Below are 15,565 nucleotides of genomic sequence, written 5' to 3'. Positions count from 1 at the left end.
ATTTTATTGTATAACGGAAATTGGCAAAAAAATTATTGCTATTCGTAGCGGAATATGTAATATTGCAACCCTTAATAAAGCATCTCTTGTTTAAGGATTTGTTTAATTGTTTATCGCCCGGATGGCGGAATTGGTAGACGCGCCAGACTCAAAATCTGGTATTGGCAACAATGTGCAGGTTCGATTCCTGTTCCGGGCACGTTAAAAGGATGTAAATCAATGATTTACATCCTTTTTTATTTTTTGCAACCGGTCGAATAGTGCCTCTTTTACTGCAATCCAAGATATACTTCAGCAACTGATAACTATATCCCCGTTTTGGCGCAAGAATGAGGCGTAGGAAAAAAGCTGGGGTTCTCGTGCCGTGTAAAAAAAAGAAAGTCATTATTTCATACTTTAAACGGTTCATTGCTGGAATGTTTACTCCAAATTAAAAATAAAAGTTGGTATGTTATGCAAGGTATCCACAAGATGCAGTCTTGATTGTTAAACAAATATCACCTGTTATTGCGATTTGAGCACATATACACCATGTGAGAACTTGAGCTAAAACCATATCAAAAATAATATTAACTTTCAGGGAAAGCCGTTCAATGAAAGATAATCCAAAATCATCATTACGATTGATCGTCGATAAGAACAGCTACTTTCAAAAAATTTCAGAAAGAATTAGTCTGGGAGAAATCTTATTAAACGAGCAAGTAAAAACGGTTAGGGATTATAATAAATTTTTGCAAGATGTTACTGATTGGGAAAATTTTAATCGTCAACTTATAAAGGCCTCTTTCAATGTATATAACAATAGTCACTATTTAGAATATCTAAGACAAAACGTAGTCATCGATTTACTTACGATTATGCCTCAAAATGAAGGGATTGATGACGTGGCAGTAGGGAGTTCATCCCTTGATACTGCGACAAAAGGTTTAAGAAATTCACTCCATTGGTTAAGTCATCATATAAAAATTATTAATTACTTGGAAGACGTTAAAAATGTCTTCGATTCGAAAGCAAAAAATGCTCCTGAGTTAACTGTTCAATATCACCACTACGAAGACAACTCAGTAACGGCAGGAGGAAATATTACTGGCAATGTATTGACGGGAGCAAAAGATTTTGAGATTAAAGAGTCCTTCAATGGCAATAGAGCGAGTAAGGGGGTGAGGGAAGAACAAAGTTGGTTAATAAAATATTGGTGGGGGCTTGTTATCCCTTTAGCTATCGGACTAATCTTGTTAATGATCGAATATAAATGGCTTAGTAAAAAGTAGCTTTTAACCTTTTAAAAATTATAAATCAAATACAAATGATTCAATCCCACCTTGACCCAGCCATTTACCTTCTAACGCTGTTAAAACAAAATGATGGTGTATACAATTTTATCCAGTTAAATGGAAGGAAGTTTAAAAATGAAACAGAAAGATTTGCAGTGAGAGATGCCTTGATCGAAAATGGATCTATAGTAAAAGTCCTTGGAGCTATAGGACAAACTTATCGACTTACCGAAACAGGGGAAGAATATTATTTCGAACTCTGCTGCAAGAAAATAATAGAACAACTTTTAAAAGCCGATGGCTTTAGGAAAGTATCAGATATTTTAAGTGAACTCTCGATTCAGGATAAGGATGAAAAACTCTCATCAGCCATTGAATCTCAGCTATACAAAGATGGACTTGTATTCGCTACTGAAAATGATGGAGTTTGGTTAAAAGATAAAGATATTGCGTCTGTTTGGAACAACTATAAACTTCGGGCTCAACACACTTTCACTTATCAGCATCATGATAATTCAATAAACGCAGGAGGAGACATTACAGGAAATGCGATAACCGGAGCAAAAGATTCGAGTTTCAATAATTCGTTCAATGACAATACAATTACTATAAAGGAGGAAGAGAAAAACAAAAATTGGTTCAGCAAACATATATGGGAACTGATTATAGCTGTTGTTGGAGGAGTTATAGTTGTTATTATTGCGAAAAATTGGTTAGCTGGATGAGACGATAACTAATGCAATTGCCAGATGTCTTAGCACTTGAATTACTCTATCTCCGTTCTGGCGCAAGAATGAGACATAGGAAAAAAGCGCGGATTTCTTGTGCCGTGTAAAAGAAAACTGAAAATGAGGTAAAGATCTCAAAGGCTGGTATCAATGGTGAATAGTATATTCACTTAAATCTGTAATGGCGGGTTTTGAAACTAAGCCTGAGGATTGGAAATACAGTAGCACTCGTGATTTTGGGAGATGAAAGGATTAATTGATTTAAAATGTAGTTCATAAATATGGCACAAGAAGGCCGGGTTACAAGCTGCGCCTCATTCTTGCGCCAACATTGGGTGAACAGGTCATAGGATGCAGCGGGCATACCTGGGAATTCTACTATTCTTTGTTTGAAAGGAATTCGCTTGATAATGCCGGTATGAAAATAATCCAGACAATTCATTACGGAACAAATTATCAAAATACTTTCTGGAACGGAAAGCAAATGGTGTATGGCGATGGTGATGGAAAAATATTTGCTTCGTTTACATCAGATATTGATGTTATAGGTCATGAATTGACACATGGCGTTCAGCAGTTCGAAACCAATCTTGAATACAAGGACGAGAGCGGAGCATTGAATGAATCGCTTGCCGATGGATTTGGCATAATGATCAAACAAAAAGTGCTGAACCAGGATGCAGGGACTTCGGACTGGCTGATCGGGGAAAATGTTTTGAATTGGAGATGAATATGCAATCCGTTCGATGAAAGCACCGGGCACGGCATATCAAAACCACCCCGAGCTCGGAAGCGATCCCCAGCCTTCACATATGAGCGGGTATACAAATGATCCTTACGACAACGGGGGCGTACATCTTAATTCGGGTATTCCCAATCATGTTTTTTATCTTGCTGCAACAGCCGTTGGCGGCTATGCATGGGAAAAAGTGGGAAGGGTTTGGTATGCCGCTATGTGCGATAAAGCATTGGTACCTTACAATACTGGTTTCAGCCAGTTTAAAGAAGCTACGCTAAACAAGTCGGTTTCGTTATTTGGAGAAGGAAACCAGGTTACCAATGCCATTGGTGACGCGTGGAATAATGCAGGTGTTTAAGTGCAAAAACATGCTAAAATGAAATTGAAGCTCATCCGTTCAGGCGGTTTTATGAACAAAGCAGTAACAACTGAAGAAGACCTGGGCAGCTATCCGGCTTCTCTGCAGAACCGTATTGCGCAAATTTTTTCCAGTACTATTGATAACAGCAGCGATGCAAACGGATCAAAACAAGCTTACCGGGACAGTTTTCAATATTTTGCTGAATACAACGGCAGGGTGATTCCGCTTGACGTTCTGGAAAATGATCTCATGCTGGCTAACCTTGTGAAAAAACTAAAGGAACGATTGCATTTTTAAATAGCAAAGAGGCTGCAATGATTGTGGCAGCCTCTTAAAAAATCTAATCGCTGATCATTATATTTTCCCCGACAATTCTTTACCGGCTTTAAAGCGGGCTACCTTCTTTGCTTTAATTTTAATAACAGCGCCTGTTTGCGGGTTACGACCGTTACGGGCAGCACGTTTGGAAACAGAAAAAGTGCCAAATCCTACAAGCGTTACTTTATTACCTTTTTTCAAAGTCTTTGCCACTGCTTCAGTAAATGAATCCAATGCAGCACCAGCCTGCTTTTTGGTAATGGCTGCGTCAGCGGCAATCTTTTCGATTAATTCTCCTTTGTTCATGATAGTATATATTTATTGGGTTAGAATGCAAATATAGTTGAAGTAAACACTTCTGATCGTGTAAATAGCTTTTTTTCTAAGAATTTTGGGGGCAACGAAAGTCCCATTAAAATGAGCCCCTTGGTTTGCCGTCCGATCATCGATTGATTAATGCACTGTATTGTGCACGCCTTCCCCAACTTCTTCTACCAGCTTTTTATTAAATGCCTCCAGGTCCTTAGGGCTGCGGCTGGTTACCAATCCATTGTCCACTACAACTTCCTTATCTTCCCAAATCACACCTGCATTCTTCAGATCGGTGCTTATAGAATGAAAGGAGGTCATATTCCTTCCTTTCAGCATGCCCGTTTCAATTAACAACTGAGGGCCGTGACAAATAGCTGCTACCGGCTTGCCGGCCTGCAAAAATAATTTTGCAAAGTTTACGCAATTGCTGTCTCTCCGCATAAGGTCCGGATTGATAACACCCCCGGGAATAACCAGGGCGTCATAATCATCAGCGTCTGCATTTTCCAAAGGCTTATCCACCTTAAGTTCAATACTCCAGTTGCCGTCTTTCCACCCCTTAACTTTTTCTTTCCGGGGAGAAATAATATGTACTGTAGCCCCTGCCTGTTCCAATGCTTTTTTAGGGCTTGTTAATTCGGATTCTTCAAACCCATTTTCAGTTAAAATAGCCACCTTTTTGCCTTCAATATTTTTCATAAATAAATGATTTAAATGTTAGGATTATTGTTTCATTACGTTAAAAGACTGATGTTACCGGCATGTCTTCCGGCCGGGGTTCTTCATGCTTTTTACCGCTAATGAAATTGAGAAGATCTCTATTTAAAAGCTCCCGGTGCGTATAAAATAAACCATGAGGTGCGCCGTCATAAACAACCAGCTCTGCGTGAGGAATCATGCCTGCTGTACGTTTGCTGCTCACTTCAAAAGGAACTATTTTATCACTGTCGCCATGAATAATAAGCGTGGGAACGGATATCTTATCCACGTCATTCCTGAAATCGGTGGCGGAAAAACTTTTTATACATTCTATGGTGGATTGTTGCGAAGCTTTGGATCCCAATTGCAGGTAATAATTTAACAATGGCGTGCTAACGGGTTTGTTTAAAAAACCCGCACCAAAGAATTTTTTTCCAAACTCATCAAGATAACCCATCCTGTCGTTTTGTATTCCTTTTATCATTTCATCAAATACCTCTGCATCCACACCTTCTGTATTACCGGCCGTTTTTAAAAAGAAAGGAACAACAGAACTGATCAGTACAATACCCGCTATCCGCTCCTCTCCATACTTACTAATGTATCTCACCACTTCTCCTCCGCCCATGGAAAACCCCACAAGAATGGCATCTTTCAGATCTAATTTAACCATCAGCTCATGCAAATCACCTGTTAAGCTGTCGTAATCATATCCTTTCCATGGCTTACTGCTTTTACCAAATCCACGGCGATCATATTTTATTACGCGATGACCGGCATTTACCAGGTCGGCAAGCTGGTATTCCCACATTTCACGGCTCAGGGGCCACCCATGAATTAATATTACCGGTTGCCCATTGCCGTATGATGAATACGCAATATGTATCTCTTCCCCCGTTTTTGTATCGGTAAACTGAATGGATTTCATAACTTTTTTTTTAAATGAAATAATACTTTACCATGTATGATTTTAATGAAGCTGTATCTGTATCACACAAACTGTACCACATGAAATTAAAGGGTGAATAGTTGCATCGCAGTAGATAGTGAGGATAATTTTCCACTCATCCGATAGCCATTGTAACAACCTTTGCTTAACAACATGCAGGCCAGAATGATAAAAAGAGGGCTAAAAAATATAATGCAGCACCTTACCAAATTAAATTAATTTCATTTTTAAAATGGCAGAATCATTTATCCTTACAGTTTCCGGCTTACAGGAAGAAAGAGCATTTGAAGCCGAACTGCAGGTATATGGATACAGCCACAGGATTGTGGTGTTTATAGAAAATGAAGCAATAACTTTTGAACCCGATGAAGAGGGCAATTATCGTGCGGTTTTTAAAGAAGAGGGTAAAAAATTAAATATAGATAAAGCATTGCTACAGGCTATAGCAACCCAGCTTGAAAAAGATTTGAAATAGTAATGCACGAGTATTAACCAGTTTTTTAAACCCGCTGTTTCTACTTTTATCATATCCTGAATCTCACTTCGTGTTTCCACGAAATGAGGGAGTGTCCGTTCCTAAGGATTTAATTTTTTAACCTCAGACATGGTCCATTTTTGTGGATATCCCCATCCGGGTTTATTGATGTCGCAAAAATCACCCATTTCTTCCATGGTCTTGTTCAACAGGGAGTCCATGGACATGAGTTTGGCCCGATACCGGTTTTCTTCCGCGAGATTATGCATTTCGAACGGATCGGTATTTAAGTCAAACAATTGCACAAAAGATTGTCCATTTACATTGTACCGTATCAATTTAAGATCACGATGCACGATAGCCCGTTGCAAATTCAGGTAAGCAAAAAGCAGATGATCTCTTCCATTAAAATTTCCATTGCCAAATGCGCTTATCATTGACTTTCCTTCAACAGAGTCCGGAACAGGAATGCCGGCTAATTCACATAAGGTGGGGTATATATCATTCAGGTATACATATTTGTTTATCAATTTTCCCGCGGGTATGCCCGGCCCTTTAAAAATTAATGGTACCCGTATAGCACAATCATACAGGTTTTGCTTTCCCAATAAACCGTGTTGCCCCATAGCCAATCCATTATCACCTGCAAATACAACAATGGTATTTTTATCTTTTCCTGTTTTCTTCAATGTTTCTAAAATTCTTCCCACCTGTTCATCCGCTTCACTGATCATGCTGTAGTACCTTGCAATTTCTTTCCTTATTGCTTCCTCCGTACGTGGAAAAGGCAGCAGAGTTTCATCCCTTATCTGCAATTCACCATTGTCAAAAGGATGCCGCGGTAAATAATTCTCGGGTAATGAAACATCTTCCATGCGATAATGATGTCCATACCATGAAGGAGCTGTACGCGGATCATGGGGTGAGGTAAATGCCACATACATCAGGAATGGCTGCGGATTGTGCTGTTGTTTCTTTAAGAAGCTAATTGCAGCGTCTGCAAAATAAACGGAGGAGAACTGATCTCCCCAAAACGGATTATTGTATAAACCGTTCCTATCGTAATGGTTTAACCTCGGCCTGTATTGCCCTCCCGTTGCGGGCGGATGCATACCACCAAAGAAAATATTATCGCCGAGAGCGAACGACCGGTTAAAAGAGCCTTTATCCTGGTGCCATTTGCCGGTTTCAAAAGTAATATATCCATTACTCCGGAACAGTTCCGGGAAAGTAATATCCGATACCGGAATGTATTGTCCATCTTCATGAAGACTAAAAAGATTTTTACTGGTTAGTAGCATGGCTCGGCTTGGGCAGCAAATGGCTCCGCTTAAACCTCCCTGGATATGGGCCTGGGTAAACGCCGTGCCTCCTTTTACCAGTTTATCCATATTGGGTGTTATGATCTCCTTGTTGCCCAATGCCCGAATGGTACGGTAATGCTGATCATCGGTAATAATGACAATAACATTTGGCTTCGTGGTAACGGGCTGTTGTGCCTTAATCGCTTTAAAAGGAATGAAAACGGAGAGAAAGACAAGTACTGTAATGATCAATTTTTCTGCCATGATTATTCTGTCATATAGATACGTGCTTTGATTTGTGTATTCACGAACTCCCTCATGTAACCACTATAATTCGCCTTTTATTTTTTATTTTGTAAAGTAAGCGACTTGAATCTCCGCGTCAGGTCAGTTAAGGATCTTTCAACCCCCATCCGTTCCAGTGAGGAAGCGCCAACAAAGCCGTGTACATCGGTTTTATCTAATATTACACGTACATCTTCAGGTGTATTAATAGGTCCGCCATGCGCCAGGAAAAAGATACCGGGATTTACCTTTTTCCCCGCTTCCATAATTTCACGGGTGCGTTCTATGGCATCATCCATTGTACAGGAAGCACCTGTAACGCCTACCGATCCGCCTACGGTAGTACCTACATGCGAAATGATAGCATCAGCCCCTGCTTCCGCCATCTGCATGGCTTCTTCCGCTTTAGCGACGTACACAATAGAAAACAAATCCATTTTAGCAGCAAGCCTCACCATTTCCACTTCTTTATCAAAACCCATCCCCGTTTCTTCCAAAACCTGCCTGAAATGCCCGTCAACAATACAATGCGTAGGAAAATTATTGACGCCCGAAAAGCCCATTTCCTTCACTTTTAATAAGTGATGCCACATCCTGCGGCGGGGATCGGAACCATGCACACCGCAAATCACGGGAATTTCTTCCACCACTGGCAATACTTCAAACTCACCGATATTCATCGCTTCAGCATTCGCATCACCATAAGCCATTAACCCTGCTGTAGAACCATGCCCGGCCATACGAAACCTGCCTGAGTTATATATAATGATCAGATCTGCACCACCCTTCTCAATAAATTTAGCGCTAATGCCAGTGCCAGCCCCTGCGGCAATGATGGCTTTGTTTTGATCAACCGTTTTTTGTAACCTTTCCCTCACTTCCTGTTTTGTATAAGGGTTTCCTTTTCCTGTCCATGGATTTGCCATAATTATCTGTTTGAGTTATATGTGTTTTCACTTTTCTTCAACATCGGAATCCTGGTTCGTGAAGACACGAATCAGGGCTGGGATTTATGTTTTTACTTTCGGAATTCCGGTTCGTGAGACACGAACCGTGGCGATACTAATGTGCGCCTCTGTTCCTACTGTTCCTATGTGTGTTTTTTTCACAAATAGAGTAAACAACATGGAACTACTCCTGCCGCTTTTTCATCACACTTAACAACGCACTCACCAGCATAGCCGAAAATTCCCGGTCATTGATATGTGCATCTGCTTCAATAACAGCTATCGTTGCTTTGGTATTTTCTTTTATGGCATCAAACAAAACCCGGTTAATTTCCGGGCGGTAAAAAATTCCTCCTTCCGCATCTACCTGGGATATCCCTTTTGCCGGCAATACCACTGTTACCGGTGCAGGCGAACGGTTGATTTTCTGCGCCAGCCTTTCACCCAGTATTTTATTCTCCTCTTTATTCGTCCGCATTAAGGTTACATCCGGCGCCCAGTTATACAATTCCCGTGATTGGTATTGTGCCGGAAGGGTATCTGGCTGCGCAAAATTCACCATATCCAAACAGCCGGGTACCACCACCTGGGGAATGCCCATGTCGGCGGCAGCGTTCAGCCTGTCAGGCCCAGCACTGCAGATACCCCCGCATAAATCATCCGCCAGCTCGGTAGTGGTAACGTCTAAAACGGCATCAAAACAACCTTCGCGGATGAGCGATTCCATTGTTTTACCTCCAACACCATTGGCATGAAAAGCCAGTACTTCATAGCCCTGCTTTCGCAGCAGCTCGCTGCACTGGTTTACACAGGCTGATGTATTGCCAAACATGCTGATCGCAATGGTACCTGCAATTGTATCCTCTTTTTCTTCTGTTATTTCCGACATAGCACAAATTGCCGCTGCTGCCCTCCTGATTAAAAGCCTGCTGATACTATTCAATCCTGCCACATCAACAATGGAAGGCATTAAAGTAATATCCTTGCTTCCCATTTGCCTTGACAGATCTTTTGCAGCCAGTGTACTTAAGCAAAGTTTGGGTATGCCTAATGGGATTTCCTGCATAGCAGAAAGCGCTATATATGTTCCTCCCCCGCCCCCCATGCCGATCGCTGCTTTAATTTTGTTTTGCGCCACTAATTTGGCCGCAAGCTTCGCTGCTCCTTTGCCCATTATGTCTACTGCTTGTCCGCGGTCATTCGCTTCCCTCAATGCTGCTATTGAATAACCTTCTTCCAGCGCTACCAGGTCTGATTCAATATCAACAGGAAAATCTTTTGTTGTTCCCATAACCCCGGTATTCATCGTTATCACTTTTTCTCCCTGCGCTACAATACAGTTACGCAGAAACAAAAAATCCTCACTCTTGGTATCAAAACAACCCAGTATTAAAATACATTTATTACTGTCCAACATGCTTTATTACAAATTGAAATTATAATACAATTAAACCTGTGGCACATCAATATCAAATACGATCACACGCTCTAATTTAGGCACAACAAATTCCTTTACCTTTTCATGAACAGGATGCGGAAGATAGGCGTCACGCGATTCTAATGTATCAAACGTCATAACAAAGCCGTGGGTAAAATCTTCGTTTAATCCTTCAGTACTGTTGTATTCGCCATATTCCATATCCAGTAATCCTTCAATTTTTCCTACCATATCTTTCATCGTACGAAAGCACTGATCTATCTGCTCTCCGTTGATTCCCGCTTTAAATTTAAACACGCCGAAATGTCTCACCATAGTTATTTTTTTAGTCTGGAATGTAATTCCTGATGTTTAGCCGCAGATTCGCAGATCAAACCCACGGATATGCAACGTCCTTTATTATAAAATAGAAATACCAGCCGTCGTTTAATCAACCGCTAAGATCAAAGTTTATTTAAGCGTACGTATATAAGCAAGCAGATCCGATACCTGTTTATCGGAATAGTGATCAATCAGTCCCTTGATCATAAATGAACGCCCACCCAAAAAACCCTGGCTTTGGATAGCACCGGCCTCAACAAAAACCTGGCTACCACCCATAAAAGCGATGGTAGCGCCCCTGTCATTTTTGTTGACAAGATAACCTTCTATGGTGCTGCCATTTTTTTTGGTAACACGGTAAACAGCGTAATTGGATTCCACCGCTGCATCGGGGTCGAGGATAGCGGTAAGCAGCGCTTCATTTTCACGGTTTGCCGAACCATCCAATGCCGGTGCGATATTTTTTCCTTCGCTGCCCACTTTATGACACAACAGGCAGGTTTGAAAAAGCACTTTCCCTGCTTTTGCATCGCCTCCTTTCTTTTCGGCAATAGCCATATATTTGGTGAGCTTTGACCTGAAAGCCTTTCTTTCCGCTTCATACCTGTTTTTTACGGCTTCCCAAATGGCGATGGCACGCGTGTCTTCCTTATTGCTGTTGCGGATGCGTTCAGCCGAAGGTAAATCAAACGAAGCCAGTGCAAGTTGTTTCTTTTCATACATGTCCATCAGCAATGCTGCCCCTTGCCCCGATGCCGATAAACCTTTTACAAGCTCACTCTTCTGCACTGTGTTAAGTTTCGGAACCCATTGTTGTGCTGCACTGAGTGCTGATGCCTTGTTTGCTTTTGCCAAACTGCCAAGTGCCGCGGCTCTGACACCAAAACCGAGCTTTTGATTTCTTACAGCACGGGCAAAAATATCTTTGTTGAGCGTTGGATTGTTTTCTAATGCCTTTAATGCTGATTGTACTGTTTTTTCAGACGATTGATCATTGATCCGGACAATAACGGCATCCCGTACCTGTTCAATATTAAAACGATCAACGGCATCCAGCGCCAGGTTAACATCCGTTTCTGAACGACTGCGCAATAATTTAGCTACCGGCTCCCGGAGCATAACAGCCAGTTCCGGCGATTGTAATTGTGACTGGTTTTGTAAAGCAAAACCAGTGTATAAAGCGGCATTATCTTCATTATGAATAACTGGTTCTACAGTTTCAAAAATGGTTTTATTGTTCAGCATGCCCGCAACAAATACAAAGCCGGGCTCATCCAGCTTGCTGATACCCAGTCGGGGCCATATTTTCAGGAAAGCGGTTTCTTTTTGCCCGGCAGGCAATGCCTGGATAGCCCAAAGCAAATGATCACCGCTCATTTTTTCCGCAGCGGGACTATTAAGATAGACCTGTAATTCATTGGGATATTGCTCTAATGCTTTACGGGCAAGGAAACGTTCAAAATTTCTTTCATAGGCACCGCCCATGGCATTGCCTTCAAGGGGCGGTTTTGAAGCGCGAACCAGTATATCAATGGTAGCCTCATCTGCCGCTCCCAATTCATCAAGCGTACGAAGCACCTGTGCACGTACCATGGGATCTTTGTCTTCAACTACGTTTTTTAAATATGCGGCTACCACTACTGTGCCGGGTGAAAAGCTGCTTAAAGAGCGCACGGCCTCACGGCGCAAATCGTCCAATGGACTTTGCAACAATGCCTGCAATAATGCAGCGTCATAATGTTTGATCCCTTCCAGCGACCATAGCGCGTGAATACGGGTAATTTCATCCTGTTCCGCATCTGCAGCCAGTTGTACAAGCGGCTGTTCTAATTTTTGCGTTTCCGCCAATGGTCTGTCGGTGATCTGGTGCCATGCTGCACGTTTTTCCCAAAGCGAAGGCGACTGCAATCCTTTGACCAGATCCTCCGTTTTAATAGTATAATAATTGGGAACAGCACGGGTTTGCTGACTTTTATGGCGGATGCGCCAGATGCGGCCATGTGATTTATCCCTGTCGGGATGAGTGGTTGGAATTTCATTATGAGAGATGATCTTATTATACCAGTCGGCTATATACAAACAACCGTCGGGGCCAAACTCCATATTTACCGGGCGGAACCATTTGTCTTTGGAAGTAAGCAGGTCGGGCAAATGTTTTGCACTTACAGTTCCATCCACATTACGGGTAATTTGAACAGCGTTAACCGTGCTGGTAATGGGGTTGGCCAAAAAAGCCACATTCTTCCATTCAGCGGGGAACGATCCCGAAAGGTCATCGGGGAAAGCCAGCCCGGATATACCGGTACCGCCTACCCGAAATTCGTGCAGTTCGGGCATCCATGGCTGATAGGTACGCAACCGCTCGTTTCCAATGCCGGGAAATCCAGTGCCCGGTTCCATAGGAACAATAGAATAACCCAGGTCATTGGCTTCGCAACCGTACCATTGACCATTGTTCCTGAGCTGATAGCCCCATATATTATTCAAACCGGCATTCACCAGTTCCATCTTTTTGGCATCCATTGAAAAGCGGGCGATCTTACTGTAATCCATTCTCAGTTTTACATCACTCACTAAGGAAGACACTTCTCCCTTATTGAGCGCTCCATGGCTGAAATTGATCCAATTGCCCGGCGCCCTCATCAGCACATGCGCCATGGTATGTGTATCGGTAAAGCCAAACCCCGTTAGCAATGGTATGCGCTCATCGGCTTTACCATCGTTATCACTGTCGCGCAGGAAAAAAAGTTCCGATCCCTGTGCTACATAAGCTCCGTCTTTATAAGGCAGTATGCTCATTGGGATCGTAAGTCCATCGGCCCAAACCTCCGTTGTTACGGGTCCGTTACCATATAACCCGGAAAGCACGAGTACCTGGTCTGTGCCTTTTGTTTTACCCTGGTACAGGTCAAGTATGCGTTTAAAGCCCGGATGATTGCGCTGCGCCTCAGGATCATCCATCAGCTTTAATAATTCATTCCACTGAATATCTGCAACCGGATCAAGCGGATACATTCTTGCTGTTTGCGTCCACAATCTTCCGGCGTCATCAAATGTGAGGTCAATCGGGTTAACAATACCATCTCTTTCACTGGCTACCAACTCTACCACAAAACCTTCAGGCACGCTAAAGCCTGCCAGTTCTTCTTCGGGTGTATTGATCCGGTCGGGCGGAATATTTTGCGTTCTTTCTGATGGTGGTGCTGAAATAAAAAACAGACTTGTAAATACAAGGAAGATACCGGGAAATTTCATGTGTTGAAAATTGTAAATAATAAAAGATCAGGGTTATGTGGTGCTCTTCTGTTATAGCAACTATTGCTGTGTCAAACGTGAAACCTGCAGCCGGCAGGTGTGAGAAGTGTGAATAGTGAATTCACCATTCACTACTGCCTGTTCACTTCTTTCAAATCATACTTACCATTCAGTAATCGTAAGATCGCGAAACTCAACAATACCAGCGCCTCCGCTGTGTATTTGAACGGCAATCACACCTTTAGAGGGAATTTTGGGATCCTTCTCCGTGTATTCGCAGGTTTTAACGCCGTTAATGTAAAGCTCATGATTATTGCCTTTAACCCTTATGATATAACTGTTCCAGCCATCGGGCTTTAACAGGCGCCGCAAAATGCTCAGATCTCCGCCAACCAGTTTACCGCGGCGATGCTCATCATAGATATCTCCCCAGTAACCATTACCAATATCGGCCTGGTAACCCACGATTTCCCCGTTAATTATTTTTGAGCGATATTGAATGCCGCTATTGATCATACCCGTCTTTTCATCGCCTGATAAACGAAACAGGCAACGGAATTCAAAATCACCATATTCCTTTTCGGTATGGAGGTAGGTGTTTGAGGGTATTTTATTGATGCCATCGCCACACATCATCACACTGTCTTTAACATACCAAAGCTGCTGATGAGCAGGGTCAACGGTTTTCCAGCCGGTAAGGGTTTTGCCATCAAACAGAGAAACAGCCTTAACAGATGACTCCTGTGCAGACAAACCGGCACTATAAAGCAATATCCATACAATCATTTGCAGGGATAAAAATAATCGGAACAGGTTTCTTCTCTTTACAGCAAAAATGCATTTCGATTTCATAATGCTTACAATTTTTATACAATGGATTTAGTTCAGATGTCCGGTTATTCAATTCATAATATTACTGAACATTGGTGATATACAGATGTCATTGTTGCTTTAAAATTGCTTTTCGTAAAAAATATTTTATAATTACTGATGTGTGCCTGCTATGTCTTTTACGGCAATTGCACTGGAGCGACTTTTAACCGTGACCGATGATATGCATAAAAAAGCCACCAGGTTTAACGGGTGGCTTCCGGCTTTCGCCTCAGATATTTTTATGGAATAAGCCCGGTTAGGCGATACTAACCGAAGGCTTCCATGAATATTCTGCAGATTTCATGAATACCTCCTTTTGTTTGGTGAGTTGGAATGATGAAATTACGGATTTTTTTTAAAATACGAACAGCAGTAAAGGAAGCTCGAAGCCGGAGGGCTTTCAGCTATGAGAAGATTCTTTCATTAATAGTCCAGAATCTGAAAGCTGTGCCATTCACATCTCACGTCTCACCACGTGAAATGATAAACGATAATCGTGAAATCATTCACTATTCACTACTCACACTAACATACAACCATATTTGCCTCACTTAACACTACCCTGCGCGCCCTATAATAAAAAGCAATACCACAAATACTATAATAAAAACCGCCCACCCTGCAATGGCCCTATAACCCGGTGCTGGCAATTCTTTCAGCAACTTTATGCCCGCCGGCACAAACGCGATGCAAAGCCCTGCGGTGGCTATAACAGAAACAACTGAACTTCCTTTCAGCACACCCATCATCAATGCCGACATCAGAGCAAGCGCAACAGAACACCATATATTAAGTATTCCGGAAAGATAAGCGCCGATGGCAAGTATTGTCCATCCTGTAAGAATAAGCAGGGAAAGCGTGGAGATAATATGTGGCGCCCCATAAGCATCTGCCACAGCCTTTGTTGCCGTTTCAATTCCCTGCACATTCACCAATTGAAAAGCAAGATGATCGGCGCCGGCATGAAAGGTCCTGGCAAACAGCCCAAACACAACAAAAATGCCACCCCAGGTTGCCCAACCCGGCTTTTTATTTCCAATTAACTGAACCAGCGTTATAACCGCAGGCCAAAGAAGAATATTTCCGGCCAGGAAAAAACTATACGCCCAAAACATCAGCGATGGATTTTCCTTATATGCCTGTAACTGGTCGGGAAAGAAAAAGTTATACCGTATCCGGAGCAGTACCCCGGTAAGCAGCAATAAGGGCGCAAGGATCATGGTAATTCCGCCAATCCATGGTCCCGGAAACCAAAAGGCGCGGGGATTTGTTACTTGATAAGACATA

16 protein-coding genes and 1 tRNA gene are annotated in these 15,565 nt (G+C 42.3%); 7 read left to right on the top strand and 10 right to left on the bottom strand.

The genetic code is table 11. From position 1 onward, the window contains the following. The first annotated feature begins 115 nt into the window (after positions 1-115). The 6 genes from FRX45_RS14885 (at position 116) to FRX45_RS14860 (ending at position 3,399) form a co-directional block, all read left to right on the top strand. A tRNA-Leu gene (locus FRX45_RS14885) sits at positions 116-199 on the top strand. Positions 200-593: 394 nt separating this feature from the next. Next, the gene (locus FRX45_RS14880) at positions 594-1,271 is read left to right on the top strand and encodes a hypothetical protein (protein WP_152269237.1); all 678 of its coding nucleotides are present in this window, start codon (positions 594-596) and stop codon (positions 1,269-1,271) included. A 35-nt stretch (positions 1,272-1,306) separates the two neighbouring features. Further along, positions 1,307-1,999, top strand: a complete 693-nt coding sequence (locus FRX45_RS14875; protein WP_152269236.1) for a hypothetical protein — start codon at positions 1,307-1,309, stop codon at positions 1,997-1,999. A gap of 334 nt (positions 2,000-2,333) precedes the next feature. Next, a complete protein-coding gene (locus tag FRX45_RS23725) occupies positions 2,334-2,732 on the top strand; it encodes a M4 family metallopeptidase (protein WP_193311712.1) in 399 nt (132 codons plus the stop codon). Continuing rightward, on the top strand, positions 2,722-3,099 hold the full coding sequence (locus FRX45_RS23720; RefSeq protein WP_317163128.1) for a M4 family metallopeptidase: 378 nt from the start codon (positions 2,722-2,724) through the stop codon (positions 3,097-3,099). The genes FRX45_RS23725 and FRX45_RS23720 overlap by 11 nt, the downstream gene beginning before the upstream one ends. An 18-nt stretch (positions 3,100-3,117) precedes the next feature. Beyond that, entirely contained in the window at positions 3,118-3,399 is a 282-nt protein-coding gene (locus tag FRX45_RS14860; RefSeq protein WP_152269233.1) for a hypothetical protein, read from the top strand. 57 nt (positions 3,400-3,456) lie between these two features. Here FRX45_RS14860 and FRX45_RS14855 read toward each other — a convergent pair whose 3' ends face one another. The 3 genes from FRX45_RS14855 to FRX45_RS14845 all read right to left on the bottom strand — a co-directional run bounded on the left by FRX45_RS14855 (position 3,457) and on the right by FRX45_RS14845 (position 5,359). Beyond that, positions 3,457-3,726 carry an HU family DNA-binding protein gene (locus FRX45_RS14855; protein WP_152269232.1) on the bottom strand — a complete coding sequence of 90 codons (270 nt, stop codon included), beginning with the start codon at positions 3,724-3,726 and terminating at the stop codon, positions 3,457-3,459. A 147-nt stretch (positions 3,727-3,873) separates the two neighbouring features. Continuing rightward, positions 3,874-4,431, bottom strand: coding sequence for a type 1 glutamine amidotransferase domain-containing protein (locus FRX45_RS14850; RefSeq protein WP_152269231.1), 558 nt, complete (start codon positions 4,429-4,431; stop codon positions 3,874-3,876). 40 nt (positions 4,432-4,471) lie between these two features. Continuing rightward, a complete protein-coding gene (locus tag FRX45_RS14845; RefSeq protein WP_152269230.1) occupies positions 4,472-5,359 on the bottom strand; it encodes an alpha/beta fold hydrolase in 888 nt (295 codons plus the stop codon). A 253-nt stretch (positions 5,360-5,612) separates the two neighbouring features. Here FRX45_RS14845 and FRX45_RS14840 point away from each other — a divergent pair, with 253 nt between their 5' ends. Beyond that, positions 5,613-5,855, top strand: a complete 243-nt coding sequence (locus FRX45_RS14840; protein ID WP_152269229.1) for a hypothetical protein — start codon at positions 5,613-5,615, stop codon at positions 5,853-5,855. A 101-nt stretch (positions 5,856-5,956) separates the two neighbouring features. Here FRX45_RS14840 and FRX45_RS14835 read toward each other — a convergent pair whose 3' ends face one another. From FRX45_RS14835 to FRX45_RS14805, 7 genes are all read right to left on the bottom strand, one after another. Continuing rightward, on the bottom strand, positions 5,957-7,423 hold the full coding sequence (locus tag FRX45_RS14835) for a sulfatase-like hydrolase/transferase (protein ID WP_152269228.1): 1,467 nt from the start codon (positions 7,421-7,423) through the stop codon (positions 5,957-5,959). A gap of 77 nt (positions 7,424-7,500) precedes the next feature. Further along, positions 7,501-8,370 (bottom strand): phosphoenolpyruvate hydrolase family protein, encoded by an 870-nt coding sequence (locus tag FRX45_RS14830; RefSeq protein ID WP_152269227.1) that lies wholly within the window; start codon positions 8,368-8,370, stop codon positions 7,501-7,503. 205 nt (positions 8,371-8,575) lie between these two features. Continuing rightward, complete coding sequence (locus tag FRX45_RS14825) at positions 8,576-9,808, bottom strand: Tm-1-like ATP-binding domain-containing protein (RefSeq protein WP_152269226.1); 1,233 nt, start codon at positions 9,806-9,808, stop codon at positions 8,576-8,578. 30 nt (positions 9,809-9,838) lie between these two features. Continuing rightward, positions 9,839-10,144 (bottom strand): Dabb family protein, encoded by a 306-nt coding sequence (locus tag FRX45_RS14820; RefSeq protein WP_152269225.1) that lies wholly within the window; start codon positions 10,142-10,144, stop codon positions 9,839-9,841. A gap of 135 nt (positions 10,145-10,279) precedes the next feature. After that, positions 10,280-13,405: a DUF7133 domain-containing protein gene (locus FRX45_RS14815; protein WP_152269224.1), complete on the bottom strand. Its 3,126-nt coding sequence runs from the start codon at positions 13,403-13,405 to the stop codon at positions 10,280-10,282. Positions 13,406-13,567: 162 nt separating this feature from the next. Beyond that, entirely contained in the window at positions 13,568-14,257 is a 690-nt protein-coding gene (locus tag FRX45_RS14810; protein ID WP_152269223.1) for a 3-keto-disaccharide hydrolase, read from the bottom strand. Between the two features lie 578 nt (positions 14,258-14,835). Continuing rightward, positions 14,836-15,564, bottom strand: coding sequence for a hypothetical protein (locus FRX45_RS14805; RefSeq protein ID WP_152269222.1), 729 nt, complete (start codon positions 15,562-15,564; stop codon positions 14,836-14,838). Position 15,565 lies beyond the last annotated feature (1 nt).

It is taken from the genome of Agriterribacter humi, from assembly GCF_009192765.1.
In the GTDB taxonomy this organism is placed as follows: domain Bacteria; phylum Bacteroidota; class Bacteroidia; order Chitinophagales; family Chitinophagaceae; genus Agriterribacter; species Agriterribacter humi.
The sequence above is the reverse complement of the archived record's forward strand: the minus strand, read 5'-3'. Positions and strand labels throughout refer to the sequence as shown.